The following is a 26,999-nucleotide window of genomic DNA, read 5'->3' as shown; positions in this document are numbered from 1 at the left end:
GGATCAGGTCACTCGCCGATGCGATACCAGTCGGCGATGTTCCACAACTCGCTGTCCCAGACGTTCAGCTTGATGCCGCCCAGCGAGTTCGCGTGGGCCGACAGGCGCCCGCGGTGGACCAGCGGGATCATCCCGCCGTTCTGGACGATCATGTCGTTCAGTTCCTTCGCGATGCGCTGCCGCTCGGACAGGTCGGCCGTCTGCGACAGCTCGTTCCAGAGCGCGTCGTACTCCTCCATGCAGAAGCGCGAGATGTTCTCGCCCTGCCACTGCGTGGCCGGGGTCGGCGCCTTGTCGCACAGGCCGCGGGCCAGATAGGCCTGTGGATCGGTGCCGTTGAAGGTGTTCGCGTACATCTCGACGTCCGCGTAGAACTTCTCGAACGTGTCCGGGCTTCCCGCATCGCCGCCGAAGAAGACCGAGGCGTTCACGTTGCGAAGCTCGGTCGCGATGCCGATTTCTTCCCACCATTCCTTGATCAGCGCCTGAAAGTCCTGACGCACGGCGTTGGTCGATGTCTGGTAGAGCACGCGCAGCTCGACGCCGTCCTTCTCGCGGACGCCATCGCCGTTCTCGTCGACCCAGCCGGCCTCTTCGAGCATGGCCTTTGCACCTTCCAGATCCTGCGTGTCGCACGTCATGGAGGTGGACGAGAAGGCTTCGGGCGCCGGCACCCAGTTGCAGGTCACGCGACCGGCCTGACCGTAGCCGATCTCGACCAGCAGCGGCCGGTCGATGGCCATCGACATGGCGTTGTAGACCGCTGGATCGCCCAGGAACGGATGCGGCCTGACGACCGAACGCTCTTCCGGCGGAAGCGACGGATCGGGGTTCGTGTTATTGAGCATGATCCGCTCGACCAGCGGACCGAAGCCGGCAACCGGCACGCCAAGGCCGCCCGCTTCCATCTGCTGGATCACCTCGGGGGCGAGTTGCAGGTTCCAGGCGTAGTCGAACTCGCCGGTCTGCATCACCGCGCGGCCGGCCGCCTCGGCGTCGCCACCGCCCTTGAAGTTGACGGCCGCAAACGCTGGCTTGCCCTCTTCGCGGAAGTTCGGGTTCGCCTCGAACGCGATCACGTCGTTCGTGCGAAACTCGGTGACCACGAACGGCCCGGTGCCGATCGGGCCGAAATTCTGCTCGGTGCAGGTCGATGCGGCGGCGCCGAGACATCCTTCGAACTGCGCCTTCTTAAGGATCGGGCTCTCACCACCGACGAAGGCCGTGTAGGGATAGGGCGTCGGCTCGCGGAAGTTTACGACAACGGTGGTCGCGTCGGGCGTCTCGACGCTCTCGACGGGTTCGAACTTGGTCGCCTGCGCGCAGCCACCTTCGGGATGGGTGCAATATTCGTAGGTGAAGGCGACGTCTTCGGAGGTAAAGGGCGTTCCGTCGGACCAGACGATATCGTCGCGCAGCGTCCAGGTGATCTGCGTCAGGTCTTCGTTGATGCCGCCATTCTCGACGGTCGGGATCTCGGTCACGAGCCAGGGCTGGATCGTGCCGGTCTCATCGAAGCGCGCCAACGGCTCCAGCACCAGGCTCGCGGCCTCGACGTCCTTCGTGCCGCCTGACAAGAACGGGTTCAGCGTGGATGGCGCCTGCCAGTAGATGATGTTGACCTGACCGTCCCGGCCGCGTTCGCCTTCATGGCCATCCGCAAAGGCCGGCCCGGCGGCCAGCGCTGCGGCGCTGGCCCAGAGCGCGTGCTTGAGTTTCATGGGTTCCCTCCTTGTTGAGTGCTTGGATAGGTGCCTGTTCGCGCCTGCGCGGTGCCGGGGTTCGCGCCTCCGGTCTGCTCGGGGGCGGTGCCCCCGTGTTCGGGGTCGTAGAGGTGACAGGCCACGTAACGGCCGGGCGTCACCTCTCTGAAATCGGGGTCGATGCGCCGGCAGACATCCATCACGGCCGGGCAACGGGTGCAGAAGTTGCAGCCATCCGGCGGATTGGCCGGGCTCGGCACGTCGCCCCTGAGGACGATCCTCTCGCCCTGATTGTCCGACTGGGCCGGATCCGGCTCCGGCACCGCCGACAGCAAGGCCTGCGTGTAAGGATGGAGCGGCTGTGCATAGAGGTCGTCGCGCGGTGCGAGTTCGGCGATCTTGCCCAGATACATCACGGCGACGCGGTCGGCGATGTGCCGGACCATCGACAGGTCGTGGCTGATGAAGAGGTAGGTCAGTCCAAGCTCGTCCTGCAACTCTTCGAGCAGGTTCACGACCTGCGCCTGGATCGAGACGTCGAGCGCGGCGATGGGCTCGTCGCAGACGATGAACTTCGGGTTCAGCGCCAGCGCCCGCGCGATGCCGATCCGCTGGCGCTGACCGCCCGAAAACTCGTGAGGATACCGACTGGCGAAGGTCGGGTTCAGGCCCACCTTGTCCATCAATTCAAGCACACGGGCCCGCTTTTCCGCGCCGGACATCTTCGTATGCTCGTCGAGGGGCTCCGAGATGATGCGGGCCACCGTCATGCGCGGGTTCAGCGAAGCCTGCGGATCCTGGAAGACCATTTGCATGGTCGGCCGGACATGGCGGAGGCTGTTCTGGTCTTCGTGCCCGATCGCCTTGCCGTCGATGACGATCTCGCCGTCGGTGATGTCGTAGAGGCGCAGCACCGCACGGCCGCAGGTGGACTTGCCGCATCCCGACTCGCCCACCAGCCCCAGTGTCTCGCCCTCGCGAATGTCGAAGCTGACACCGTCGACGGCGCGAACCGCGCCGATTTGCCGGCGCAGCAGACCGGCATGGATCGGAAAGTGCATCTTCAGATCGCGGACCTCGACCAGCGGGCGCGTCATGCCACCGCCTCCGCGCCCTGGGCGGAAGGGTGGAAGCAGGCGACGTCGTGCCCCTCTGCGACGACCTCGCGCGCCGGGTTCTGTGCGTGGCATCTTTCGAATGCCAGCGGACATCTGTCGCGAAACGGACAGGCCGTCGGAAACGCACCGAGGATCGGCGGCTGGCCTTCGATCACCTGCAATTTCGCCGCGCGCTCTCCGGTAACCGACGGGATCGTCTTGAGCAGCGCGCGCGTGTAGGGATGCCGTGGGTCGCGGAACAGGGGCCTGACCGGCGCCTGCTCCACCACCTGTCCGCCATACATGACCAGCACGCGGTCGGCGATCTGCGCGATCACGCCCAGATCGTGTGTGATCCAGACGATCGCCATCCCCAACTCGTCGCGCAGCTTGTGGACCAGTTCGAGGATCTGCGCCTGGATTGTCACGTCCAGCGCCGTGGTGGGTTCGTCGGCGATCAGAAGCTTGGGATCGCAAGCCAGCGCGATGGCGATCATCACCCGCTGGCGCATCCCGCCGGAAAACTGGTGCGGATAGTCGTCCAGCCGTGCCCGTGCACCGGGAATCCCGACGAGCTCCAGCAGCTCGACGGCCCGGTCGCGCGCGGCTTTCTTCGACAGGCCCATGTGGCGACGCAGAGGCTCGACGATCTGGAAGCCGACCGGAAAGACGGGATTCAGCGACGTCATCGGGTCCTGAAAGACGAACCCGACCTCTCCACCGCGAACGTTCCGCAGGCGGGCCGGCGATGCCTTGAGCAGGTCCTCGCCGTCCAAAAGCACTTCGCCGGCCTCGATCCGGGCCGGCGGCATCGGCAACAGACCGATCAGCGACATCATCGTGACGGACTTGCCGGACCCGCTTTCGCCGACGACACCCAAGAGCTCGCCGCGCTTCACATCGAAGCTGACGTCGTTGACGGCATAGACCGAGCCGCTGCGCGTCTGAAATGCCGTGCGAAGCCCCCGGACTTCCAGCACGGTGCGGTCGCCTGACGGCATCCCCCGCTCCCTATACGTGTCCGGGTCTTGATCGCCCGGATCCTGCGCGAAAGCTGGCAGAGCCCCATCCGACACGCAAGCGCTTTGCTTAATCAGCAGGCTTCGGGTTGCCAGCGCCTCAAATGCAGGCGGTTCGCCTTGACGCCTGCCCGCTCTCGCCGCACGACGTTGCCATGGAACCCTTGTCCGCCCGCGCGATCCTGGATCGCCTCGTCTCCTTTCCGACCGTCAGCCGCGACAGCAATCTCGACCTCATCGACTGGGTCGAGGACTACCTCGCGCGACATGACGTTGCGTCGCGCCGCGTCTATGACGCGACCGGCACGAAGGCCGCGCTCTACGCCAACATAGGACCGGAGGTCGAAGGCGGCCTGGTCCTGTCGGGCCATACCGACGTCGTGCCCGTCGACGGTCAGGACTGGTCCACGGACCCCTGGACGGTGACCGAGCGGGATGGCCGTCTCTACGGGCGTGGGACCTGCGACATGAAAGGCTTCGATGCGCTCGCGCTCGCGATGGTGCCGTATGCGCAGTCGATCGACCTGAAACGGCCCCTCCAGATTGCGCTCAGCTATGACGAGGAGGTCGGTTGCGTCGGCGCTCCACCGATGATCGACGACATGGTCCGACACCTGCCCCGCGCCGCCGCCGCCCTGATCGGAGAGCCGACGATGCTGCGCACGGTGACCGGTCACAACGCCAGCGTGATGTTCAAGATCCACGTCCGCGGCTTCGAGGTCCATTCGTCCAAGCTGCCCGAAGGCGTCAGCGCCGTGCACGAGGCGGGCCGCATCCTGAACTGGGTGAACGAACGCAACGACATGCTGCAAGCAGCCGAGCCCGATCCGGTCTCGGCCCTGTTCGATCCGCCCTTCACGACCGCCCATGTCGGCATGATCGAGGGCGGCACCGCTCACAACATCACCGCAAAGGACTGCCACCTGAATGTCGGCTTCCGCAGCCCCGCCGGCGATGACCCGGAACGGCACGCCGCCGATCTGAAAATCTTCCTGGATGACTTGGACACCCGGCTGAAAGCCCGCAATCCGCAGGCCGGTATCGACTACGATCGCAACTTCGGCGTCCCCGGCCTGCGCCCCGAGCCCGACGGCGCCGCCGAAGCTCTGGTTCGTCGCGTGACCGGCGACAATGGCAGCCACACCGTGACCTACGGCACCGAGGCCGGGCAGTTCCAGGAACGCGGCTACTCCGCTGTCGTCTGCGGCCCGGGCGATATCGCCCAGGCCCATCAACCCGACGAATGGATCTCGGTCGATCAGTTCGAGAAGGGCGAAGCCTTCCTGCGCCGCACGGTCGAGACGCTGACAGTCTGAACGCGGGCCTGCGGCGCCATCACGGCTTGAAGCTCCCCCGTCGGCGCGGCACCCTCTGCGCAAAGAGGAGAGATCATGCCCATCAAGAACCGTTTCGCCGAGTTGCTCCCCGAGATCACGGAATGGCGACGCGACATGCACCGCCATCCCGAGATCCTGTTCGATACCCATCGGACTTCGGCCCTGGTTACAGAGAAGCTCCGCGCCTTCGGCTGCGACGAGGTCGTCGAAGGGATCGGCCGAACCGGCGTCGTGGGCGTCATTAAGGGCCGTACTGACAGCACAGGCAAGGTCGTGGGCCTGCGCGCCGACATGGACGCGCTTCCCATTCACGAGCAGACCGGCGCCGAATGGGCGTCCGGCACCGCCGGCGCGATGCATGCCTGCGGCCATGACGGGCATACCGCCATGCTGCTGGGCGCCGCGAAGTACCTGTCGGAGACGCGCAATTTCGACGGCACCTGCGTCGTCATTTTCCAGCCGGCGGAGGAAGGCGGCGGCGGCGGCAAGGAGATGTGCGACGACGGAATGATGGACCGCTGGAACATCCAGGAGGTCTACGGGATGCACAACTGGCCGGGGCGCAAGGTCGGAGAATTCGCCATCCGGCCCGGCGCGTTCTTCGCCGCCACGGACGTCTTCGAGATCGCGCTCGAAGGCAAAGGCGGCCACGCCGCGAAACCTCAGGAGGTCATCGACACCACATTGATGGGCGCGCATCTGGTCACGGCACTCCAGCAGATCGTGTCCCGCAATGCCGACCCGACCAAGCAGATCGTCGTCTCCGTCACCTCGTTCGAGACGTCGTCCAACGCCTTCAACGTGATCCCCCAGCGGGCGCATATTCGCGGCACGGTCCGCACGATGGCGCCAGAGATGCGCGACCTCGCCGAAAAGCGGATGGAAGAGATCGCCGCCGGCGTCGCGGCGACCTTCGGCGGCACGATCGAAGTGAACTACCATCGCAATTACCCGGTGATGGTGAACCACGAGGACCAGACCGAATTCGCCGCCGAAGCCGCCCGCGCCGTTTCAGGCCAGTGCGAGGACGCGCCGCTCGTGATGGGAGGCGAGGATTTCGCCTTCATGCTGGAGGAACGGCCGGGCGCCTATATCCTGATCGGCAATGGCGACACGGCGCCGGTTCACCATCCCGAATACGACTTCACCGACGAGGCGATCCCGGCGGGCTGTTCGTGGTGGGCCGAAGTCGTCGAGCGGCGGATGCCGGCGGCCTGATCCGGTCGGCGTTACAGGATGCAGCGGCGCGATGCGCTCGCGCCAGCATCCGCATCACGTCAGATCAGCCCATACCAGACGCAATTCGGAAGACAGAACGATGATAAAGACAATCCGCGCAGCCCTCTGCGCGGCCCTCGCTCTGTCGGCTAGCGCCGCCATGGCCGAAACCAAGGTCACCGTCACCTAAGACTTCGTGCGCGGTAGAACGGGTTGGACCGGCGGGATCGGCGGACGCCTCTACCTCGCTTACAAGGTGATGGCCGTGAACGGCCAGCCGATGGTCTGCGGTGCTTACAACGTGACAGATCACAGGTTGAATCGCGGTGTGCGGAACATGCTGCGTCGAGGCGGGGTCAACATGGACGGCCGGCGCGTTCTGACCGACCTGACCTACTTCAATCGGGTCAATGCCCGCAGCGAAGAGGGGCTGATCGGCAAGATCGCCGATTGCCGTCCATTGAGCGTTGCCCCCTCGCGGCAAGGCCGCTTCAGCATCGAGTTCGGAAGTGGGACCGTCAGAAACTGAACGTACGGATCAGGGTCGCTGCGACTCCCGGATGAGGCGCAGCACATCCGCCGCCGCGTCGGGGATATTGGTCCCGGGACCGAATATCGCCGCGACGCCGGCCTTGCGCAGGAACTCGTAATCCTGCTGCGGGATCACGCCACCGCAGATCACGATGATCTCTCCGGCATCCCGCTCGCGGAGGGCGTCGATCAGCTTGGGCGCCAGGGTCCTGTGACCCGCCGCCTGGCTCGAGATGCCGACGACGTGCACATCGTTGTCGATGGCATCCTGCGCCGCTTCTTCGGGCGTCTGGAAAAGCGGGCCGACATCCACGTCGAAGCCGATATCCGCAAAGGCCGTGGCGATCACCTTGGCGCCGCGGTCATGGCCGTCCTGGCCCATCTTGATGACCAGCATCCGGGGGCGGCGCCCCTCCTCTTCGGCGAACGCCTCCACGTCCTTCTGGATCGCGGCGAAGCCCTCGTCCCCCTCGTAGGCCGACCCGTAAACCCCTGACAACGTGAGTACCTCCGCTCTGTGGCGACCGAAAACGACCTCCATCGCGTCGCTGATCTCGCCCACGGTGGCGCGGGCGCGGGCGGCGTCGACGGCAAGCGCCAGAAGGTTGCCCTGCCCCTTCGCCCCTTCCGTCAGCGCGTCGAGCGCCGCTTTGCAGGCCGCTTCATCTCGCTCGCCCCGAATGCGTTTCAGACGGCGCACCTGCGCCTCTCGTACCGCGTCGTTGTCGATATCGAGGATGTCGATCGCGTCCTCCTTGTCGCGGCGGTACTTGTTCACGCCGACGATCACATCGTCGCCCCGGTCGATGGCGGCCTGGCGCTGTGCCGCGCTTTCCTCGATGCGCAGCTTGGGCATGCCAGAGGCGACCGCCTTGGTCATGCCGCCCATCTCTTCGACCTCTTCGATCAGGGCCCAGGCCTTCTCGGCCAGATCGTGCGTCAGTTTCTCGACGTAATAGCTGCCGGCAAGCGGGTCGACGACGTTGGTCACGCCGGTCTCATGCTGAAGGATCAACTGCGTGTTCCGCGCGATCCGGGCCGAGTTTTCCGTCGGCAGAGCAATGGCTTCGTCGAAAGAGTTCGTGTGCAGCGACTGCGTCCCGCCGAGTACGGCGGCCAGGGCCTCATAGGCTGTGCGCACGACGTTATTGTAGGGGTCCTGCTCCTGCAGGGACACGCCCGAGGTCTGGCAATGGGTCCGCAGCATCAGCGATTTCGGGTTCTTCGGCTCGAACTCCGACATGATCCGATGCCACAGCAGGCGGGCGGCGCGCAGCTTGGCGGCCTCCATGAAGAAATTCATGCCGATAGCGAAGAAGAAGGACAGGCGTCCCGCGAAGCGGTCCACATCCATGCCCCTGGCGATCGCGGCGCGGACATATTCGCGGCCATCGGCCAGAGTGAAGGCCAACTCCTGCACCAGATCCGCGCCGGCTTCCTGCATGTGGTAGCCCGAGATCGAGATCGAATTGAACTTCGGCATCTTTTCGGACGTGAATTCAATGATATCCGAAACGATCCTCATGCTCGGCTCGGGCGGATAGATGTAGGTGTTGCGGACCATGAACTCCTTCAGGATGTCGTTCTGGATGGTCCCGGACAGCGCCTCGACCGGGACGCCCTGCTCTTCGCCCGCGACGATGAAATTGGCGAGGACCGGGATCACCGCTCCATTCATCGTCATCGAGACGGAGATCTTCTTGAGGGGGATGCCGTCGAACAGGATCTTCATGTCCTCGACGCTGTCGATGGCGACGCCCGCCTTGCCGACATCGCCGACGACCCGGGGATGGTCGCTGTCGTAGCCGCGATGGGTGGCCAGGTCGAAGGCCACGCTGACCCCTTGTTGTCCCGCATCGAGCGCGCGGCGGTAGAAGGCATTCGATTCCTCAGCCGTCGAGAAGCCCGCATATTGGCGGATCGTCCACGGACGGCCGGCATACATCGTCGCCTTCGGCCCCCGGACGAAGGGGGCGGCGCCGGGAATGGTGCCGAGGTGGTTCACACCGGCCAGGTCGGCTTCGGTATAGAGGGGTTGGACGTCGATCCCCTCCAGCGTGCGCCAGGTCAGGTCTTCGAGCGGCCTGCCCCGGAGTTCCTTCTCTGCGATGGTCTTCCAGTCAGCGCGGGGGTCCCGCGACGCTCCGTCGGCCATGATGTCGTCCTTTCCTGTCGCTCGGCGGCGCCGTGCGTGCGGCGCGCGTCCTGAATTCTGCGAGGCCGTCCGCGCCGTCGCGCAGCCAGGCCAAGTCGTCGGCATAGGCGGCGCGCAAGGCCGCCCGATCGTCGGGCCCGAACGGGGCATAGCTTGCGCCCAGCACCGGCAGGACGTCATCGCTTCCCTCGTCGTGCAGACGCTGTTGAAGAAGGGCGACCGGCGGGGTCGCGTTCACGATCGCCGCACCGCCATGTTCCGGCGGCAGGCCGGTCATCGCATCGAAGATCTCTGCAGGGCGATGACCCCATTCCTCGTAGGACGCAACAGAGATCCGCGCCCGCGGCAAGGCGGCCGCCGCATCCTCGATCACGTGGCGCCACGACCGTCGCCCCCGAAGGATCGCGTCCAGCGTAGCCCGGTCGGGCGGCCCGAAGCCGCGCGTCATCAGAAAGGCGAAAACCGAGGTCCACCAGGTATCCGGGCTGCGGATGGACATATGCACCTGGGTGACCTCGGGGATGGCCTGGGCCACGCGCGCCATCCGGGCCCCTGCGGACGGATAGAGCCGCGCGAGCGCGAGGTTCTCGCGCAGTCCCCCGAGCATGTTCTCGTCGGAGACGATCAGGCGATGGATACCTTGCCCCGCCAGCCGCGAGCGGTGCATCGCGACGCGCCCGGCAGAGCGATGCGCCAGAAGGTCGCGCCTGGGATCGCGACGGCCGGGATCGCCCATCACGCCGGCCAGCAGGCCGCCACGGGTGCGGTCGGGTGTCCAGACGGCGACGCCGGACGACGCCAGCGCCCCCGCGTTGCGCGAAATAAGGCGTTGAAGCGTGGACGTGGCGGTGCGGTGGGCGCCGATATGTAGGATCGTTTCCATCCTGGTCTCCGTCATGGCAGGCCCCCCGGACCTGCCCCACCAGCCGTTTTCACCACGTTAAATCGCGCATTCGAGACGGATTTGCCAGAAGACGTGCATAGGGCCTTCGTCTCGGTCCCCGCGCCGCCTATATCTTCGGCAATGACCGGAGCACCCATGATATCACGCCTGACCTTGTCCGCCTTCCTCGCTCTTGCCGCGCCTGCCTTTGCCGATACCGACGCCGTGGTCCGCTGGCAGCAGGAACCGACCACCGTCTTCGATGCGACCGAGATCGACATCGACGCGTTCCAATGGATCGCGCGCCCCGTCGTCGTCTTCGCGAACACCCCGGCCGATCCCGCCTTCCAGGAACAGATGGAGGAGATCATCGCCGAACTCGACCGTCTGGTCGAACGGGATGTCGTCGTGATCACGGATACCGATCCCGACGGGCAATCGGACCTGCGCAGACAGCTCCGCCCGCGCGGCTTCATGATGGTGCTGATGGGCAAGGACGGACAGGTGTCGCTGCGCAAGCCGCTGCCATGGACGGTCCGGGAATTGTCCCGCTCCATCGACAAGATGCCCATGCGCCGCCGCGAGTTGCGGGAGAACCCAAGCGGCGACGCCACGTAAGGGTCTCTGCCCCCTATCGATAGCGACATGTTGCGTCCGAGGCCTGTCAGCCCCACATTGAGAATGTAACGGAGGACGAGTATGGAACGCGACCCTGACATTCCGCTCACGCCGTATCCGAACCCGCCGGGGACGAACGGTCCTCGGCCGGGCTACTGACAGGGCGGCTTCCGAATTCGGCCTGAACCCGGTCGGCCTCGGCGGGGCCGCCTTCGCTGAACGCCAGGATCAAGCGCAGCACGTATTGACCGTAATCGAATGCACGGGCGCGCATGGCGATATAGTCCCGATATACGGCGAGGCGCCGTTTGGGGCCTGACGCCGAATACCGCTCTCCGCGCATGTCTTCGGACAGCCACTGGATCGTCTCGATCAAGGCGTAGAATGCGACGATCGCGTCGATCGTCTGGCGCGGCAGCACGTCGATCTGCGGCAAAATCGTCTCATAGACACGGTCGTGCCGTTCCGCCGGAATGAAAGGCACGAAGTCGGGCTCCGCCTCCATGCGCTCGATCAGAGCGGCTGCATGGGCCTCCGCCTCGCCCTCCAGCCAGTAGGTCGCGCAGACGTTTCGGATCTCGGCGTAGATTGCCTTGTGGGCATCGCGCAGCTTCTCGGCCCGCAACTCCCGCTCGGCGCGCCGGGTGCGCCAGCCGTTGAAAACCCAACCCAGCGCGACGACCGTGCCGGCGATGACGGCCTGCCAGATCCGCGGATCGAGCTGGGCGAGGGTCGACGGCTCCATCAGGCGCGCACTGGCAGGATCGCGGCGGCGCCGCAGGCGAGGATCGCCGACACCGCCGCCGCCTCGATCGGTGTCGCCAGCCCCTGCGTGATGACGACGTAGAAAAGGACAGCGATCCCGGTCACGATCGCGATCGCGAAGGCCCAGAACCGGCTATCGAGTGCCCGACCCACAACGATGCCGTAGAGAAAGGCAAAGGCCGCGACACCGGCAATCGGCGTCCCGAGCGCGGCCAGAAGCACACCGCGCGTCGGCGCGCCGGAGAGCGTCAGTTCAGCCGACGCCCGCGCCACCGCATAGGCCGCGGCCAACCCGCCCGCGCATGCGATAACCCAAGCGAGCCGGGGCCTCATTCGAACTCCATGATGACCGCATCCACCGCCAGGCTGTCTCCGGCGGCGGCCTTGATCGCGCTGACCTTGCCCTTCCGCTCCGCGCGCAGGACATTCTCCATCTTCATGGCCTCGATCACGGCCAAGGCCTGCCCTTCCTGCACCTCGTCTCCCTGGGCCACGTCGATGCGAACGATCAGGCCCGGCATCGGACAGAGCAGCATCTTCGAGGTGTCCGGCGGGACCTTCACCGGCATCAACGCCGCCAGTTCGGCCTGCCGTGGCGTGCGGACATGGACGCGAAGCTCCGCCCCGCCATGCCGGATGCGGAAGCCCTGGACGATCTTCTCGACCTTCAGGGCGATGACCTCTCCGTCGATCTTGACACGGGCAGTACTGTCGCCCGGAGTCCATGCGCTTTCTACGCGGAAGGTATGCTCACCGACCGTCACGTCCGCGCCGTCCCGGTCGGCCCTGATGCGTGTCTCGAACCGCACGTCCGTGTCATGACCCGCCATGCTCACGATCCAGTCGTCGCCGACGACCCGTTCGTGGTTGTCCATCCGCCCCGAGACGCGCGTGCGCCGGATCTCGGCCACGCGGTGCATCGCGGCGGTGGCGGCGGCGATCTCCTCCAGCCGCGCGTCCGGAAGGCGCACGCCCGCGAACCCGTCGGGATATTCCTCGGCGATGAAGGCGGTCGTCATGTCGCCCGCGCGGAACTTCGGGTGATCCATCACCGCGCTGAGGAACGGCAGGTTGTGACCGATCCCTTCGACCTCGAAGCTGTCCAGCGCATCCGCCATCGCGTCGATGGCCGCCTCTCGCGTCTCGGCCCAGGTGCAGAGCTTGGCGATCATCGGGTCGTAATACATGCTGATCTCGCCGCCTTCGTAGACGCCGGTATCGTTTCGGATCACCGGGCTGCCGGCGGCCCCGGCGGCGGTGCCCGGCTCGTAGGCACGGGTCTCGGCCGGGGGACGATAGCGCGTCAGACGCCCGATCGACGGCAGGAACTCGCGATAGGGATCCTCGGCGTAGAGGCGGCTTTCGATGGCCCAGCCGGTCAGGCTGACATCCTCCTGCGTCATCGACAGCTTTTCGCCGGCGGCCACGCGGATCATGTGCTCGACCAGATCGACGCCCGTGATCAACTCCGTGACCGGATGCTCCACCTGCAGGCGGGTGTTCATCTCCAGGAAGTAGAAGTTTCGGTCGCCATCGACGATGAACTCGACCGTCCCCGCGCTGGAATAGCCGACCGCATGGGCCAGCGCGACGGCCTGCTCGCCCATCGCCTTGCGCGTCGCCTCGTCCAGGAAGGGCGACGGTGCCTCTTCGACCACCTTCTGGTTGCGGCGCTGGATCGAGCATTCCCGCTCGCCCAGATAGACGCCGTTGCCGTGCTGATCGCAGAGAACCTGGATCTCGATGTGGCGCGGCTGGGTGACGAACTTTTCGATGAACATCCGGTCGTCGCCGAAACTACTGGCCGCTTCGGATTTCGAGGCCCGGAACCCCTCGGCCACCTCATCGGCGGACCAGGCGATCCGCATCCCCTTGCCGCCGCCGCCCGCGCTGGCCTTCAGCATGACGGGAAAGCCGATCTCCTCGCTGATGCGCACGGCTTCCTCGGCGTCCTCGATCAGCCCCATATGGCCTGGCACGGTGCTGACGCCCGCATCGGCGGCGATCTTCTTCGAGGTGATCTTGTCGCCCATCGCTTCGATGGCGCCCTTGGGCGGGCCGACGAAGGCGACGCCCTCCGCCTCCAGCGCCTCGGCGAATTTCGGGTTCTCCGACAGGAAGCCGTATCCGGGATGCACGGCCGTGGCGCCGGTTTGACGGATCGCGTCCATCACCTTGTCGATGACGATGTAGGACTGGTTGGCGGGCGGGGGGCCGATGTGGACCGCCTCGTCCGCCATGGAGACATGCAGCGCGTTGCGATCCGCATCCGAATAGAGCGCGACCGTCGGGATCCCCATCCGCCGGGCCGTCTTGATGACACGGCAGGCGATCTCTCCCCGGTTCGCGATCAGTAGCTTGTCGAACATGTCATCCCTTTCCCCGGTCTTGCGCAGGGTCCCATAGAAAAAGCCGCCCGGTGGCAACACCGGACGGCCGTTTGATCCGGCGCCTCGGAAAAGGCGCCGTCAGAAAAGCCGACTCAGAAGTCGTTTGCCAAGGCGCCCGCCGCGCCGCCGACAGCGGCGCCGGTGATGCATTCGCCGTCCGACAGGATCTCGCCCGCCGCACAGCCGATGGCCGCGCCGACGGCGGCACGCTCGAGATCGCTGCCCTGCTGGCAGGCCGCCAGAAGTGCCACAAGTCCGAGGGCGGGGATAAAGGAACGTCGCATAGGTGATCTCCTGTCTGCGTTCGCGCATCTGCGGCGCGTTCGTGGTTGCCGACAAATAACGTGCCGGGTGCATGTTCGGTTTCAAGCCCGGACCCGCGATATGCGATAACCGAACGCCCAGCGTCTGTCCTGAAAGGCAAAGAAAAGCCGGATGACGATTGCCCCGAATTGGGACAGCGCCATCCGGCAGGGGAAGGGGTACGGTTCCACTCGCGATCCGGGCGGGAAAGCCCCGAACGCAATGACAGCCTGCATCGCCCGGCCCATACCGCATAGCGCGAATCGGACGTTGCGGAACTATCGGCAAGGTTCAGCCAAGAGCGGCCATGGGTCGGCGGCAAAACGCTCACGTCGCACCCGTCTCGAAGGCATCGGGAAAGCTCGTCCGGGCAACCCCGGGATCAATCCGCAGCAGAGCGTCGTAGGAGGCCGGATCCCACGGATCGGTGGCCGGAACGACCTCGCGTCCAAGCAACCAGGACAGCCGCCCGGCATCGAGGTTTCCCCGCTCGAAGGGCTCTTCGCCGAAATGAGCCCAGAGCGCCGCCATGAATGCGGCGTCGGCGGCGCGGTCCGCGGGACGCCGGTCGCGGAACCGCTCGCGCGGACGCAATTCCGTCGCGCCCTTCGGATTGGCACGGCGCAGGGTGAACTGGAAATCGGTCCCGGGCAGGCGGCCGGGGAATCCGCGGTGCTTCAGCATCGGCGCCCCCGTGGACGATCCGCGATACCGGGGGCCGGGATACGGGGGGCGGGTTCGACCCGCCCCCGCGTGAGGTCAGTACTTCGTCGTGACGGGTTCGACCACGACGGGTTCCACGATGACCACCTCTTCCGGATTCGGATCCGGGAGGAAGCAGCCGGCCAGTGCAGTGAGCAGGCCGAGCATCGCGGCGGACTTGACGACTTTCGACATGAAGGTCTCCTGACGTTGACGGGCGGCGCCGGAACACATCCGACGCCGCCCGTGAATGGGACCGCGAAATCGCGGCCTGCAGAGACCTTACCAGCCTGATTTTCGTGTGAATACGGGTGCCCCGAAATCACCACGTTTGGCCGCCTGGCCTGTAGCGCCCCGGAAACATCCGGCGAAAGATCGCCGGAATGTTGGCGGGACGCCGCGCAATCAGAACTTGGGGCTGACCGGATCGACCACGATCGGATCGACGATGACGACCTCGTCGTCGGCGTTGCCGCCACAGGCGGCCAGCGTGACGGTGAAGCCGAGAACGGCGACGGTCTTGATGAGCTTGGACATGCGAGTCTCCTGTCTTTTCCGGGGAGTCGGTAGCGTTCTTGCGGCACTCTCCCATGAGTAGAATGGCGCAGACCAGCCCCGGGTTCCATGGCTCTCCACAGCACGATCAGCCGTCCTCCGGCAGACATCCGCCGTCGGCGATGCGGTAGACGCCGAAATACTGCGTCGCATTGGGGTCCGTTTCCCCGCGGGCAACCGGACGATCCATGAGATTGACGATGACCATGTCCGAGCGCGCGTAAGACATGGACGCAAGCGGCATGGCATGGGTCTCGCACAGCCAGTCCATATCCAGCATCGCCGCCTCGGCATCGACGGTGCCGCCCTCTCGCGCAACGCCGGGCGCGATGAAACGCAGAACGGCCTGAACGTCCTCCTGTCCTTCGACCTTTTCCCAGAGGATCTCCCACAACACGAGCGCCTGCCCCGACGGCACCGCCTCCTGCGCGGTGGCCGGAGCGGCAAGCCCGATCGCGAGCGCGGCCGCGATCAGGTGTCGCGCAAGGCCGCGATCAACTCGTCCTTCGTCATGTCCGACCGGCCCTCGACGTCCAGCTCCTGAGCCCGCTCGTAGAGCTCGTCCTTGGTCCATTCCTCGTAGGGCGGCGCCTTGCCCCCCTTCTTCGACGGCTCGTCCCCGCCCGCCTGCGCGTTGGCGATCGCCGCCGCCTTCGACTTCGACGCGCCCTGCTCGCGCAGCGCCTCGTAGGTCTCGTCGTCCTTCACGCTGGGTCCGTGATCCTTGGTCATGGCGCACCTCGCCGGTCATACATCGTTCCTCCCAACACTAGCGGTGACGTCCCCGCCGTCGAGGGCGGCGTCAAGTCGGGCCGCCAGATCGGCGACCTCCTCCTCGGCATCCAGCGGCACGACACCGACGACAGAATTCAGATCCGTGACATAGCCGTTGATCGGCTGGCGGATGCAGGACTCGATCCGGTCCGGGCGCACACCGGCGGCGCGCAAGGCACCTGCATCGGGCGACGGTCCGGGCGGCAGCGTCAGCGCGTTCTCCTGCACGAAACCCGCCGTTACCGAAGACGCCGCGAGATATGGCGCCGACAGATGCTGCACCACGACGGGATCGCCGACGCCCGGTCCCAGCCCAGCCTGCGCCAAGCGCCGCGCCGCGATCCAGGTCTCCGCCGTGCGCCGTGTCGCACGCGTGGACAGCGCCCGGTGCCAATCCTCGACCAGATACGGCCCGATCCGCCGTCCCGTCATGGCAGAGACGCGGTTCAGGACCCGCTGCGCCGGCCCCGGCGACACGAAACGCCGCGCCCGCCTGTGCAGGCAGGTCTGCCGACCCTCCCGCGCGTGGGACAGTTTCAGTTTCACGAGCGGGGCGTAGAAAGCCCAGGCCCCGGACTGGACCGGCATCTCCTCGCCCTCGATATGCGCATGGGTGATCCCGCCCCGGTCATCGGCCATCAGCTCGATGCGGTGGATCACCCGTATCGCCGGTTCCGCCCCCATCGCGCGCTCAGAGCGGCAGGGTCGGGTGCTTGCGCCACGGCCGCTGCGTCTGCTTGGTCCGCAGCGAGGCGAAGGCCCGCGCCACGCGCTTGCGGGTCGCGCGGGGCTCGATCACCTCGTCGATGAATCCGCGCTCGGCCGCGACGAAGGGGTTGGCGAAACGGTCCTCGTAATCCGCCGTCCGGGCCGCGATCTTGTCGGGATCGCCCAGCTCCTTGCGATAGAGGATCTCGACCGCGCCCTTGGCCCCCATCACGGCGATCTCGGCGCTGGGCCAGGCGTAGTTGAAATCCGCCCTCAGATGCTTGGACGCCATGACGTCGTAGGCGCCGCCATAGGCCTTGCGGGTGATGACCGTCACCTTCGGCACCGTCGCCTCGCCATAGGCGAAGAGCAGCTTCGCCCCGTGCTTGATGATGCCGCCATATTCCTGGCTCGAGCCGGGCAGGAAGCCAGGCACGTCCACCAGCGTCAGGATCGGAATCGAGAAGGCGTCGCAGAAGCGGACGAACTTCGCGCCCTTGCGGGAGCTGTCGATATCCAGACACCCGGCCAGAACCATGGGCTGGTTGGCGACGACACCGACGGTCCGCCCTTCCAGGCGGATGAAGCCGGTCAGGATGTTGGCGGCGAAATCGGGCTGGATCTCGTAGAAGTCGCCCTCGTCGGCGATCTTCAGGATCAACTCCTTCATGTCGTAGGGCTGGTTGGGGTTGTCGGGGATCAATGTCTCGAGGCTGTCCTCCAGCCGGTCCGGGTCGTCGAAGAAGGGCCGCACCGGCACAACCTCGCGGTTCGAGAGCGGCAGAAAGTCGACCAGGCGCCGCACCTCGGCCAGCGCCTCGACATCGTTTTCGAAGGCGCCGTCGGCCACGCCGGACTTCTTCGTATGGGCCGACGCGCCGCCCAGTTCTTCGGCGGTGACGACCTCGTTGGTGACAGTCTTCACCACGTCTGGGCCGGTGACGAACATGTAGGAGGTGTCCTTCACCATGAAGATGAAATCCGTCATCGCCGGCGAATAGACGGCGCCCCCCGCGCACGGCCCCATGATCACGCTGATCTGCGGGATCACGCCCGAGGCATCAATGTTGCGGGTGAAGACGTCGCCATATCCCGCAAGGCTGTCGACGCCTTCCTGGATGCGCGCCCCGCCGGAATCGTTCAGCCCGATCACCGGCGCCCCGTTCTGCAATGCCATGTCCATGATCTTGCAGATCTTCTGCGCATGGGTCTCGGAGACGGAGCCGCCCAGAACAGTGAAATCCTGACTGAAGACGTAGACGAGGCGACCGTTGATCGTGCCCCAGCCGGTCACGACGCCGTCGCCCGCCGGGCGGTTCTTCTCCATCCCGAACTCGGTGCAGCGGTGGGCCTTGAACATGTCGAACTCTTCGAAGGAGCCCGCATCCAGCAGCAATTCGACCCGCTCACGCGCGGTCAGCTTGCCCTTCTCGTGTTGCGCGTCGATCCGCGCCTGCCCGCCGCCGGTACGCGCCGCCTCGCGACGGCCCTCGACCTCGTTCAGGATATCCTTCATGCGGCGTCCTCCCTGTCTGGCGTCCGGTTAGACGCTGCGACGCGGCGAGGGAAGACCCCCGCGCAACATTTGCCAACTTTCGAACGGCAATCCGCACGATCCGATCCCCGAGGATCGCGGACCGTAAAGACCCTCACCGATTCTTCCGCGAACATACCGCACGCACGCATCAGATCATCCCGGATCCCGGCGCAGACGCACAGGCGCCGCTGCATCCACGGAATTGGACGAGCGCGCCCTGCGCGCTTAATGGAAGACGATGGCCCAGCTCACCGACCAGACCACGACCCGGCGCTCACCGCCCCACATCCTGACGCTGGTCGCGCTGGTCGGGGTGTCGACCCTGTCGATGAACATCTTCCTGCCCAGCCTTCCCGCCATGGCGGAATGGTTCGCGGCGGACTACGCGCTCGTGCAGCTTTCGGTCGGCGCCTATCTCGGCGTGAACGCCGTCCTGCAACTCATCGTCGGTCCGCTCTCGGACCGGTACGGGCGGCGGCCGGTGATCCTCTGGGGGATCGCGTTGTTCATGCTCGCCACGATCGGCTGCCTCATGGCCGAGACGATCGAGACGTTCCTCGTCTTCCGCATGTGCCAGGCGGCCATCGTGACGGCGATGGTGCTCAGCCGAGCCGTCGTCCGGGACCTCTATCCGCAGGACAAGGCGGCCTCGATGCTGGGCTACGTGACCATGGGCATGTCTGTCGTTCCAATGGTTGGCCCCGCGATCGGAGGTCTGCTGGAAGGCTCGTTCGGCTGGCACTCGAACTTCTGGCTCTTGCTTCTGTGCGGCGCGGGCCTCTGGATCCTCGCCTACACGGATCTCGGAGAGACCGCCCCGCTGAAGGGCGGCAATTTCCGCCAGCAGGTCGCGGAATATCCCGACCTGCTCACGTCGCCCCGCTTCTGGGGCTACTGCCTTGCGGCGGCCTTCGCCTCGGGCTCGTTCTTTGCGTATCTCGGCGGCGCGCCTTTCGTCGGCTCGGCGATCTACGGCCTGACGCCTGCCGAGCTGGGCTTCTATTTCGGCGCACCGGCGGTCGGCTACATGATCGGGAACGGGATCTCCGGGCGCTTCTCCCAGCGGATCGGCGTCGACCGCATGGTGCTGTGGGGGGCACTGGGACAAGCGGTCGGCCTGGGGGTGCTGCTGGTCCTGACGCTGGTCACCGGCGTGACCTCGGCACTCGTGTTCTTCGGTTTCATGACCGTGCTGGGCCTCGGCAACGGCATGGTCATCCCGAATGCGACGGCTGGCATGCTGTCGGTTCGGCCGCATCTGGCAGGCACGGCCAGCGGACTGGGCGGGTCGATGATGATTGGCGGCGGCGCGGCGCTCTCGGCCGTGGCCGGCTGGCTCCTGAATGGAGGCGAGAGCGCCGTTCCCCTGATCGCACTTCAGGTCGCCTCCGGCAGCATCGCGGTCCTCGCCATCGCGCTCACGATCCGGCGGAACAAGCGACTGGCTTCCTGATCCTTGCCGCCGCAACGCCTATCGGCGCGCTTTCCGCCACCCCGCCTCGCGCGCCTCGCGTTCCGAACAGAACCACCGCTCGCCCCGCCGCGTGTCGATGCGCGTCGCGTCGTAGTCCCGCTGGCCCGGCATGTGATAGATGCGACCCGAAGACGACATGTTGCCCTTGATCGCGCAATCCGTCCGCGCAACCGACCCGCTCGCGCGCTGCGCCGCCCGCCAGGCGGCCGGGTCCATCATCTCGTACGCCCAGAGACCCCGCGCCAGCAGCTGGGCTTCCTTCTCCTCTTCGGCATAGGCCGGGCTGTCGCGATACGTCCGCGCCAGTCCCAGGCGCACCAGATCGGCATTGGCATCGCGCCCCTCGACCGTGCAGACCGCCAAGGGCCGGCCATATCGGTCGGTTTCCTCCCACCGGCAGGTCGCGCGCTTTCCCTGGTAGAGCCGTCGCGCCGCCGCGCTCGCCATCTCTCCGCAGGCGAGGATGGTGCCCGATGCGTCCGTGCAGGTCTGCGCGCCCTCAGCGGCGTCGATGCCGATCAGGCGGACATTCTCCGCCAGCCCGATATCGAACGTGTCCGCATCGACGACGCGGATCGGGCCGCTGGCCTCTCCGGCGCCAAGTGGGGCAGCGAGCAGGACGAGGAGTGAACAAAGTCTGAACATGGCCAAGACATGCGGCCCGGATCCGCCGCCCGCAACGCGAAATCCTAACGAAAGGTTAATTCGCCCCGGTCAGTGTTTCACCGCCAACACAGGCGGCGTCACCTGCCGCTTGAGGCGCGATTCCCGCCACGCGATGAACGTCACCGACCCGATGATGAGCGCCGCGCCCAGAACGACGAACAGATCCGGCGGCTCATCGAACAGCGCCCAGCCCAGCAAAACGGCCCAGACCATCTGAAGGAACGTCACCGGTTGCGTCACTGCGATAGGCGCGGCGGCGAAGGCCCGCGTCATCGTGTAGTGCCCGGCGGTCGCGAAGGCGGCCACGAGGAACATCCAGCCCAGATCGGCCAGGGTCGGGGGCACCCAGACCAGCGCGGCCAGCGGCGCCAACCCGATCGTTACCGTGACCGAGAGCATGGCAACGACCAGCGTCGCCGGATGGCGATCCGACAACGGCTTGGCCGTCAGGTACGATACCGCGAACAGCACCGCCGTCAGCAGCATCGCCGCATGGCCCAGTTGCACTTCCCGGAAACCGGGGCGCAGGATCACGACCACGCCGAACAGCGCCACGCCCACGGCGATCAGACGACGCGCCGCCAGCTTCTCGCCCAGGACCAGCGCCGCACCAAGCGTGACGTAGACGGGGTTGAGGTAGTTCATCGCCGTGACCTCGGCGATCGGGATCTGGGTCATGGCGAAGAACCACAGCGTCACGCCCAGCGTGTGCGCCGCCCCCCGCGTCGCGAAAAGGCCCCAGTCGCGCGCCGGCATCCGCACTGCCACCAGACTGCGCAGCAGAGGCAGCAGGAAGACCAGCCCCAGCAGGTAGCGCAGAAAAGCCGCCTGCGCCGCCGGCAGATCCTGCGCGCCATGCTTGACCACCGCCGTCACGGCGATGAAGCACAGGCCCGTCACGGCCATCCACAGGATGCCCTGAACGGGTCGGCTGGGGGACGTCATGTGACCCTCCTGCGCCCGCGACCGCCGCGGCGCAAGATGCAACCGCGTCCGAACGCGCTTCGCCTAGCCCGTCGCCAGCCCCACGGCGATCACGGTCATGACCAGCGCGATGCCCGCGTCTAGCGCCCGCCACGCCGCAGGCCGCGCAAAGATCGGCCGCAGCAGCCGCGCGCCGAAGCCCAGCGAAAAGAAGAAGACGGCCGCCGCCACGATCGCGCCCGCCCCGAACAGGCCCGGCACCTCTGCCTGCGTCGAGACTGAGCCGAGCAGCACGACCGTGTCCAGCCAGGCGTGTGGGTTCAACCAGGTCACGGCCAGACAGGTCAGAAGCGCCGCCCGCAGCGACGTCATCTGCCCGCCGGGCCTCAACGCGGCCCCTCCGATCCAGGCCCGCCGCGCCGCGATCGCGGCATAGACCAGCAGAAACGCGACCCCGCCCCAGCGCATCGCTTCGACCGCCCAGGGCGCACGCGCGACCAGCGTGCCGAAACCCAGCACGCCGATCGAGATGAGCACGATTTCGGACAGGGCGCAGGTCAGCACGACGGGCAGCACATGCTCTCCGCGCAGACCCTGACGAAGGACAAAGGCATTCTGCGCGCCGATGGCGAGGATGAGGGACAGGCCAAGGCCGAAGCCGGAAAGAAGCGAAGTCATGGGCGCCAACTGGACCGCCGCCGACTATCATGACAACTTAGGAATGGTCACCCAGAATTAGAGTTTCTTATGTTTGCGCCCACCCTCCTCGCCACTCTCGATGCCGTCTGCGAGACCGGCAGCTTCGATCTGGCGGCCGCGCGCGTGGGCGTGACCCCCTCGGCGGTCAGTCAGCGCATGAAGGCCCTGGCCGAGGCGGCGGGCGGCGCGCTCTTTGTCCGATTGGGACCGGCAGAGCCGACGGCGCTCGGCCGGCGCCTCCTGCGCCACGCGCGCGAGATGGCCGCCCTCGATGCGGCACTGGCCGCCGATCTGGGCCAGGAAGGGGCGCCCCCTGCCCTCGCCATCGCGATCAACGCCGACAGCCTGGAGACCTGGGCCGTGCCCGCGCTCGCCGCGGTCGAGGGGCTCCGCTTCGATGTCGTCATCGACGACCAGGACCATTCCGCGGACCTCTTGCGCCGGGGCGAGGTCAGCGCCGCCGTCACCGCCCAGACGCGCCCCCTGCCCGGCTGCGACGCCTATCCGCTGGGCGCGCTGCGCTATCTGGCCGCCTGTTCGCCCGGCTTCCGGGACCGGTGGTTTCCGGACGGCCCCGATGCCGCCGCGCTGGCCCGCGCGCCGACGCTGCGGTTCAATCCGAAGGACGCGCTCCAGACCCGCTGGATCCGGCAGGTCACCGGAGAGGCGATCAACCCGCCCGCCCATTCCCTGCCGGCGACCTCCCCGCTTCAGGCGGCCCTTCGCGCAGGTCTGGCCTGGGGCGTGAATCCCGAAGGGCTCATGCGCCCCGATCTCGAGGCCGGTCATCTGGTCGAGCTGATCCCGGGCGCGACACTCGAAACACCGCTGACATGGCAGGTCAGCCGCGTGATGGCCGATGTGCTTGCGCCGCTGACACGCGCCATGCGGCGCGCGGCGAGAGACGGCATGTGATCGGTCTTTCGGCCGCTCGGACTGAAGGGCCTCCGGGCCGTCTTGTCGGTCGAACGGGGCAGGCCTCCACCTCACTGTCAGTCCTCGCCGTCCGGCCCACTTCACGTGCATCAGGCCGCAGCGCCGGCTGCCTTACCCGTCGCGCGCGGCCTCGACGGCAGCGGCACGGCCGACCAGCAGCCACGCCATCGCGCAGACGAAGATGAAGGTCAGCAGGCCCAGCCCACGCTCATAGATACCGTCCCAGGTGTCGGGCACCACCAGCATGAAAGCCGGCGCCAGAGGCACCCAGAGGATCGCAACGCCCCGAAAGATCCATTTTAGCGTCACGGAGCAGGCCTCCGCCCCGTAGGACATCGCCCAAGGCACCGCCGCGAACAGGAGCCCGAGAGCCCAGACCAGCTGGCTGTGGATCACCACGCCTTCGTTGTCGCCATCTCCGTATTCGTTGCGCGCCCCCACGAGGAAAACGATCAGCCCCATGAAGATCAGTCCGAAGATCCCGAAGCTCCAGCCCCGTCCGCCCATATGGGAATGCGAGGCCCCGACGGCGCAGGCGATCAGGGCGCAGGAATAGGCATAGATGCCGATATCGACGATGAATTCGTAGCGACCCGCCCCCAGGTCGCTGATCGTGTCGGCGACCCAGTCGTGGTTCGGGACGACGAAATCCGCGATCAGAACGGAGACGGCGAAGACCACGCATCCACCCACAGCGAGCATCGCGAGCAGGCGCAGGAAAGTCGGGCGCTCGGCCCCCGGATCATCGGGACTGACGATCCCGGAATTGTCTGACACAGCCATGCCTCCCAACGCGACCTTGCCCGTCTGGGTTGCATGGATCGGTCGAAGCCGCCAACGGCGTCGCGCGCGCGGGTGCCGGAACGAGCCGCACGAGCCGGACCTAGAGTTGGGCCATCACCTCGTCGGAAGCCTCGAAATTTGCCGTGACGGTCTGAACGTCGTCGTCCTCCTCCAGCGCCTCGATCAGCTTCATCAATGACTGCATCCCGTCGAGGTCCAGCTCGGTCGTCGTCTGCGGCCGCCAGACCAGCCTGGTCGACTCGGCCTCGCCCAGATCGGCCTCCAAAGCGGTCGAGACGGCGTTGAGGTCCGTGTCCGCGCACCAGATGACATGCCCGTCCTCATCGGACTCGACATCCTCGGCACCCGCTTCGATGGCGGCCATCATCACGTCGTCCTCGGACCCCGCATCGGCCGGGTAGACGATCTGACCCTTTCGGTCGAACATGAAGCCGACGCTGCCCGTCTCGCCCAGGTTCCCGCCGTTCTTGGTAAAGGTCGAGCGGACGTTCGAGGCGGTGCGGTTGCGGTTGTCGGTCATTGTCTCGACGATGATCGCGACACCGTTGGGGCCGTAGCCCTCATAGCGGATCTCGTCGTAATTCTCGCCGTCGCCGCCCGTCGCCTTGGCGATGGCCCGCTCGATATTGTCCTTGGGCATCGAGTTGGACTTGGCCTCCTTGATGGCGAGGCGCAGGCGGGGGTTCTTGTCCGGATCGGGGTCGCCCATCTTGGCGGCGACCGTGATCTCCTTCGAGAGCCGCGAGAACAACTTGGCGCGCAGCTTGTCCTGGCGTCCCTTGCGGTGCTGGATATTCGCCCACTTGCTGTGTCCGGCCATGGAAATCCCCTCTCGTCGCGTGGGCCGCGATATAGGTCGTGCCAATGCCCGCCCGCAAGCCCGGAGACCGCCATGCTCGACACACACGGGATCACGCCCTTCACCCTCGTGCCAGACCTGAAACAGGCCATCGCCTTCTACGAGGCGCTGGGCCTCACCTGCACGTTCAGGGGAGAGGAAGACGGCTATGCCTACATGCGCAGCGCGGGCGGCGGTATCCGGTTGCTGGAGAACCCGGACTTTGCCGCGCAGACGGGCCTCCAGCACATGGTCTATGTCGACGTCCCCGATGTCGACGCGTTCTGGGCGGAACGCCGCGGCTTTCTTGCGACCCTGCCGGACGGCCATGTCCGGGCGCCCTTCGACACGGACTACGGCCAGCGGGAGGTGCATGTCTTCGGTCCCGGCGGATTGATGATCTTCTTCGGCCAGTCGATCAGGTAGCCCGCGCCGGCCGCCCGAGGCCGGGCGCGTAGGCCGCCACCAACAGGGCCAGCGCCGCGACCGACGCCGTCCAACCCGGCAACAATGCCAGCACCGCGACGCCGATCCACAGGACGGGCGCCAAGGGCCCGAGCCGTACGACCGGCTGACCGGCAAACAGGTTCGCCACCGCCAGCACGAAGACCACGCCCGACAGGATAGCATGGGCGATCGCCTCGGCCCCGCCCTGAAGCAAGAGCCCCGGATAGGCGATGAACAGCATCGGCAGCGCATAGGCCGTGCCGCCAAGCCGCAGCGTGTCGCGCGCGACCTTCAGCCAGGGCGCCTCGGCGATGGTCGCGCTGACGAAGACGGCGACGCAAACGGGCGGCGTGATGACGGACAGCGCGGCGTAGTAGAGCACGAAGAGATGCACCATCACCGGGTCCAGCCCCTGCTGGATCAGGACCGGCGCAAAGACCGCCGCCACCAGCACGTAGGCCGCCGACGTGGGCAGCCCCATCCCCGCGATCAGGCAGACCACCGCCATGATGCCCGCGATCACCCAGATATTGTCCCCGGCGACGGCGAGGATCTGGCTCGTGACGGCCACGCCCACGCCGGTCAGGTTGACCATGGCGACGAAGACCTGCGCCGCGACCAGGAGAATGCCCACGATCACCACGCCCTTGCCACCGTCGCGGAAGGCGCGGACCAGCGTTCGGACGACCTCGCCGATGCTGCCGCCACCGCTGAGGGTCGCGACGGTAAAGGCGAGCATGATCCCGATCATGCCGTAACAGGCCGTCAACTGGATCGAGTTGCCGTTACAGATCCCCCACGCCAACCCAGCAATCCCGGCGAAGATGGGGGCCAGCCGCCGCCAGTTCGCCGCCGCGCGCCAATCCGGCAGATCCTCCCCCGAGACCTGTCCCAGTCCCGTCCGCTTGGCGATCAGGTGCACGGTCGTGAAGACGCCCAGATAGAACAGAGCCGCCGGCAGGAAGGCCACGGCGGCGATGGTCCAATAATTAACCCCAACCAGCTCGGCCATGACGAAGGCGGCCGTGCCCATGATCGGAGGCGCAAGCTGCCCGCCGGTCGAGGCGACGGCCTCCACGCCCCCGGCAAAGGACGCGGGGTAGCGCAGGCGCTTCATCAGGGGGATCGTGAAATTGCCGGTGGTCGCGATATTCGCCACCGACGAGCCGGAGATCGACCCGAAGAGCCCGCTCGCGATGGTCGCGATCTTGGCCGCTCCTCCGGGGCTTGCGCCCCCCGCCCGGGCCGACAGGTCGAAGAAGGTCTGTCCCGCCCCCGTATGCAGAAGCAACGCGCCGAACAGGATGAAGGCGGCCAGCGTCGTGGACGCGATAGAAACCAGCATCCCCCAGAGGCCCCGGTCCGACAGGAACATGACCTCGGTTATGTAGAAGGCATCGAAGCCCCTGTGACCGAAGGCGCCGGGGATCAGGTCCCCGAAGAAGGCATAGGCGACCATCCCGCCCACGATGATCGGAAAGACCAGGCTGGCGGTGCGGCGCGCCAGTTCCAGCACCACCAGCAGCGTGCCGAAGCCCAGCCAGACGTCCAGCGGCTCGGCAAAGGGGAGCTGGACCATGATCCGCTCAAAATTCGCGATCACGTAGAGGGCCGAGACCAGAACCCAGCCTCCCATCGCCGCGTCCAGCGCGATGCCCAGCGGGCGCCAGCGCCGCCCCCCTCCAGTGGGATACAAGAGCACCGCCATGGCGACGATCATCGCGACGAAGCTTGCGCGCTGATTCAGCGTCTCGAAGGCGCCGAAGAACGAGGTGTAGAAGACGAAGACCCCGATCAGCAGCGCCAGCGCCTCGGCCGCGCGAATCCGCAGCGAGGGGCGCGGCTCGGGGTCCGTGCCCGGCGGGGTCGGGTCGATGTCCTGGGTCGTCATGGGACCTCCGGCCGACGGGGGCGCA

29 protein-coding genes are annotated in these 26,999 nt (G+C 66.6%); 7 read left to right on the top strand and 22 right to left on the bottom strand.

Annotation, left to right across the window (positions count from 1 at the left end; genetic code table 11):
• Positions 1 to 8: 8 nt before the first annotated feature.
• From jaqu_RS11700 to jaqu_RS11690, 3 genes are read right to left on the bottom strand one after another with little or no spacing between them, the layout of a single operon-like run.
• Positions 9 to 1,721: a peptide ABC transporter substrate-binding protein gene (locus jaqu_RS11700; RefSeq protein WP_043919139.1), complete on the bottom strand. Its 1,713-nt coding sequence runs from the start codon at positions 1,719 to 1,721 to the stop codon at positions 9 to 11.
• Positions 1,718 to 2,800 carry an ABC transporter ATP-binding protein gene (locus jaqu_RS11695; RefSeq protein WP_084629762.1) on the bottom strand — a complete coding sequence of 361 codons (1,083 nt, stop codon included), beginning with the start codon at positions 2,798 to 2,800 and terminating at the stop codon, positions 1,718 to 1,720. The genes jaqu_RS11700 and jaqu_RS11695 overlap by 4 nt, the downstream gene beginning before the upstream one ends.
• A complete protein-coding gene (locus jaqu_RS11690) occupies positions 2,797 to 3,801 on the bottom strand; it encodes an ABC transporter ATP-binding protein (RefSeq protein WP_043919138.1) in 1,005 nt (334 codons plus the stop codon). Before jaqu_RS11690 ends, jaqu_RS11695 begins: the two co-directional genes overlap by 4 nt.
• Before the next feature lie 173 nt (positions 3,802 to 3,974).
• Between jaqu_RS11690 and argE the strand changes: the two genes are divergently transcribed.
• The 3 genes from argE (at position 3,975) to jaqu_RS11675 (ending at position 6,903) form a co-directional block, all read left to right on the top strand.
• Positions 3,975 to 5,135 (top strand): acetylornithine deacetylase, encoded by a 1,161-nt coding sequence (argE, locus tag jaqu_RS11685; RefSeq protein ID WP_043919137.1) that lies wholly within the window; start codon positions 3,975 to 3,977, stop codon positions 5,133 to 5,135.
• Positions 5,136 to 5,210: 75 nt separating this feature from the next.
• Positions 5,211 to 6,374 (top strand): M20 aminoacylase family protein, encoded by a 1,164-nt coding sequence (locus tag jaqu_RS11680; RefSeq protein ID WP_043919136.1) that lies wholly within the window; start codon positions 5,211 to 5,213, stop codon positions 6,372 to 6,374.
• 196 nt (positions 6,375 to 6,570) lie between these two features.
• Positions 6,571 to 6,903, top strand: a complete 333-nt coding sequence (locus jaqu_RS11675; RefSeq protein ID WP_141134331.1) for a hypothetical protein — start codon at positions 6,571 to 6,573, stop codon at positions 6,901 to 6,903.
• A gap of 9 nt (positions 6,904 to 6,912) precedes the next feature.
• Here the strand turns inward: jaqu_RS11675 and scpA are convergent, their stop codons facing one another.
• Together scpA and jaqu_RS11665 are read right to left on the bottom strand one after the other, a co-directional pair.
• A complete protein-coding gene (gene scpA / locus jaqu_RS11670; protein ID WP_043919134.1) occupies positions 6,913 to 9,060 on the bottom strand; it encodes a methylmalonyl-CoA mutase in 2,148 nt (715 codons plus the stop codon).
• Positions 9,026 to 9,943: a hypothetical protein gene (locus tag jaqu_RS11665; RefSeq protein WP_052500932.1), complete on the bottom strand. Its 918-nt coding sequence runs from the start codon at positions 9,941 to 9,943 to the stop codon at positions 9,026 to 9,028. The genes scpA and jaqu_RS11665 overlap by 35 nt, the downstream gene beginning before the upstream one ends.
• Before the next feature lie 141 nt (positions 9,944 to 10,084).
• On the opposite strand from jaqu_RS11665, the gene jaqu_RS11660 reads away from it, so the two are divergent.
• Complete coding sequence (locus jaqu_RS11660; protein WP_236687842.1) at positions 10,085 to 10,561, top strand: DUF4174 domain-containing protein; 477 nt, start codon at positions 10,085 to 10,087, stop codon at positions 10,559 to 10,561.
• Between the two features lie 106 nt (positions 10,562 to 10,667).
• Here the strand turns inward: jaqu_RS11660 and jaqu_RS11655 are convergent, their stop codons facing one another.
• The 11 genes from jaqu_RS11655 to jaqu_RS11615 form a co-directional block, all read right to left on the bottom strand.
• Positions 10,668 to 11,306 (bottom strand): hypothetical protein, encoded by a 639-nt coding sequence (locus jaqu_RS11655; RefSeq protein ID WP_052500931.1) that lies wholly within the window; start codon positions 11,304 to 11,306, stop codon positions 10,668 to 10,670.
• Positions 11,306 to 11,659, bottom strand: coding sequence for a hypothetical protein (locus tag jaqu_RS11650; protein ID WP_043919132.1), 354 nt, complete (start codon positions 11,657 to 11,659; stop codon positions 11,306 to 11,308). Before jaqu_RS11650 ends, jaqu_RS11655 begins: the two co-directional genes overlap by 1 nt.
• The gene (locus jaqu_RS11645; RefSeq protein WP_043919131.1) at positions 11,656 to 13,695 is read right to left on the bottom strand and encodes an acetyl-CoA carboxylase biotin carboxylase subunit; all 2,040 of its coding nucleotides are present in this window, start codon (positions 13,693 to 13,695) and stop codon (positions 11,656 to 11,658) included. The genes jaqu_RS11650 and jaqu_RS11645 overlap by 4 nt, the downstream gene beginning before the upstream one ends.
• Before the next feature lie 113 nt (positions 13,696 to 13,808).
• A complete protein-coding gene (locus tag jaqu_RS11640; protein ID WP_043919130.1) occupies positions 13,809 to 14,000 on the bottom strand; it encodes a hypothetical protein in 192 nt (63 codons plus the stop codon).
• A gap of 346 nt (positions 14,001 to 14,346) precedes the next feature.
• A complete protein-coding gene (locus jaqu_RS11635) occupies positions 14,347 to 14,703 on the bottom strand; it encodes a hypothetical protein (RefSeq protein ID WP_043919129.1) in 357 nt (118 codons plus the stop codon).
• A gap of 75 nt (positions 14,704 to 14,778) precedes the next feature.
• Positions 14,779 to 14,916 carry a hypothetical protein gene (locus jaqu_RS21865; RefSeq protein ID WP_169746092.1) on the bottom strand — a complete coding sequence of 46 codons (138 nt, stop codon included), beginning with the start codon at positions 14,914 to 14,916 and terminating at the stop codon, positions 14,779 to 14,781.
• 210 nt (positions 14,917 to 15,126) lie between these two features.
• Entirely contained in the window at positions 15,127 to 15,258 is a 132-nt protein-coding gene (locus jaqu_RS22250; protein WP_269078990.1) for a hypothetical protein, read from the bottom strand.
• Positions 15,259 to 15,364: 106 nt separating this feature from the next.
• Positions 15,365 to 15,850 (bottom strand): DUF6497 family protein, encoded by a 486-nt coding sequence (locus jaqu_RS11630; protein WP_269078989.1) that lies wholly within the window; start codon positions 15,848 to 15,850, stop codon positions 15,365 to 15,367.
• Positions 15,748 to 16,008: a DUF7218 family protein gene (locus jaqu_RS11625; RefSeq protein ID WP_043919128.1), complete on the bottom strand. Its 261-nt coding sequence runs from the start codon at positions 16,006 to 16,008 to the stop codon at positions 15,748 to 15,750. The genes jaqu_RS11630 and jaqu_RS11625 overlap by 103 nt, the downstream gene beginning before the upstream one ends.
• A gap of 15 nt (positions 16,009 to 16,023) precedes the next feature.
• Positions 16,024 to 16,710: a hypothetical protein gene (locus tag jaqu_RS11620; protein ID WP_141134330.1), complete on the bottom strand. Its 687-nt coding sequence runs from the start codon at positions 16,708 to 16,710 to the stop codon at positions 16,024 to 16,026.
• 31 nt (positions 16,711 to 16,741) lie between these two features.
• Positions 16,742 to 18,274, bottom strand: coding sequence for an acyl-CoA carboxylase subunit beta (locus jaqu_RS11615; protein WP_043919126.1), 1,533 nt, complete (start codon positions 18,272 to 18,274; stop codon positions 16,742 to 16,744).
• Positions 18,275 to 18,533: 259 nt separating this feature from the next.
• Here jaqu_RS11615 and jaqu_RS11610 point away from each other — a divergent pair, with 259 nt between their 5' ends.
• The gene (locus tag jaqu_RS11610) at positions 18,534 to 19,748 is read left to right on the top strand and encodes a multidrug effflux MFS transporter (RefSeq protein ID WP_043919125.1); all 1,215 of its coding nucleotides are present in this window, start codon (positions 18,534 to 18,536) and stop codon (positions 19,746 to 19,748) included.
• Positions 19,749 to 19,766: 18 nt separating this feature from the next.
• Here the strand turns inward: jaqu_RS11610 and jaqu_RS11605 are convergent, their stop codons facing one another.
• The 3 genes from jaqu_RS11605 to jaqu_RS11595 all read right to left on the bottom strand — a co-directional run bounded on the left by jaqu_RS11605 (position 19,767) and on the right by jaqu_RS11595 (position 22,037).
• The gene (locus tag jaqu_RS11605) at positions 19,767 to 20,414 is read right to left on the bottom strand and encodes a thermonuclease family protein (protein ID WP_043919124.1); all 648 of its coding nucleotides are present in this window, start codon (positions 20,412 to 20,414) and stop codon (positions 19,767 to 19,769) included.
• Positions 20,415 to 20,483: 69 nt separating this feature from the next.
• Entirely contained in the window at positions 20,484 to 21,380 is an 897-nt protein-coding gene (locus jaqu_RS11600; protein WP_043919123.1) for a DMT family transporter, read from the bottom strand.
• 63 nt (positions 21,381 to 21,443) lie between these two features.
• Positions 21,444 to 22,037 carry a LysE/ArgO family amino acid transporter gene (locus tag jaqu_RS11595; RefSeq protein ID WP_043919122.1) on the bottom strand — a complete coding sequence of 198 codons (594 nt, stop codon included), beginning with the start codon at positions 22,035 to 22,037 and terminating at the stop codon, positions 21,444 to 21,446.
• Positions 22,038 to 22,106: 69 nt separating this feature from the next.
• Here jaqu_RS11595 and jaqu_RS11590 point away from each other — a divergent pair, with 69 nt between their 5' ends.
• Positions 22,107 to 22,973 (top strand): ArgP/LysG family DNA-binding transcriptional regulator, encoded by an 867-nt coding sequence (locus jaqu_RS11590; protein WP_043919121.1) that lies wholly within the window; start codon positions 22,107 to 22,109, stop codon positions 22,971 to 22,973.
• A 132-nt stretch (positions 22,974 to 23,105) separates the two neighbouring features.
• Here jaqu_RS11590 and jaqu_RS11585 read toward each other — a convergent pair whose 3' ends face one another.
• Positions 23,106 to 23,777 carry a DUF998 domain-containing protein gene (locus jaqu_RS11585; protein WP_043919120.1) on the bottom strand — a complete coding sequence of 224 codons (672 nt, stop codon included), beginning with the start codon at positions 23,775 to 23,777 and terminating at the stop codon, positions 23,106 to 23,108.
• Between the two features lie 100 nt (positions 23,778 to 23,877).
• Positions 23,878 to 24,618 (bottom strand): YebC/PmpR family DNA-binding transcriptional regulator, encoded by a 741-nt coding sequence (locus jaqu_RS11580; protein WP_043919119.1) that lies wholly within the window; start codon positions 24,616 to 24,618, stop codon positions 23,878 to 23,880.
• Between the two features lie 72 nt (positions 24,619 to 24,690).
• On the opposite strand from jaqu_RS11580, the gene jaqu_RS11575 reads away from it, so the two are divergent.
• Positions 24,691 to 25,062, top strand: coding sequence for a VOC family protein (locus jaqu_RS11575; protein ID WP_043919118.1), 372 nt, complete (start codon positions 24,691 to 24,693; stop codon positions 25,060 to 25,062).
• On the opposite strand, the gene jaqu_RS11570 is transcribed toward jaqu_RS11575, so the two are convergent.
• On the bottom strand, positions 25,055 to 26,974 hold the full coding sequence (locus jaqu_RS11570) for a TRAP transporter permease (protein ID WP_084629759.1): 1,920 nt from the start codon (positions 26,972 to 26,974) through the stop codon (positions 25,055 to 25,057). The two genes, jaqu_RS11575 and jaqu_RS11570, sit on opposite strands and share 8 nt — an antisense overlap.
• Between the last annotated feature and the right edge of the window lie 25 nt (positions 26,975 to 26,999).

This window comes from Jannaschia aquimarina (assembly GCF_000877395.1).
In the GTDB taxonomy this organism is placed as follows: Bacteria; Pseudomonadota; Alphaproteobacteria; order Rhodobacterales; family Rhodobacteraceae; genus Jannaschia; species Jannaschia aquimarina.
This window is presented reverse-complemented; position numbering and strand designations above follow the sequence as displayed.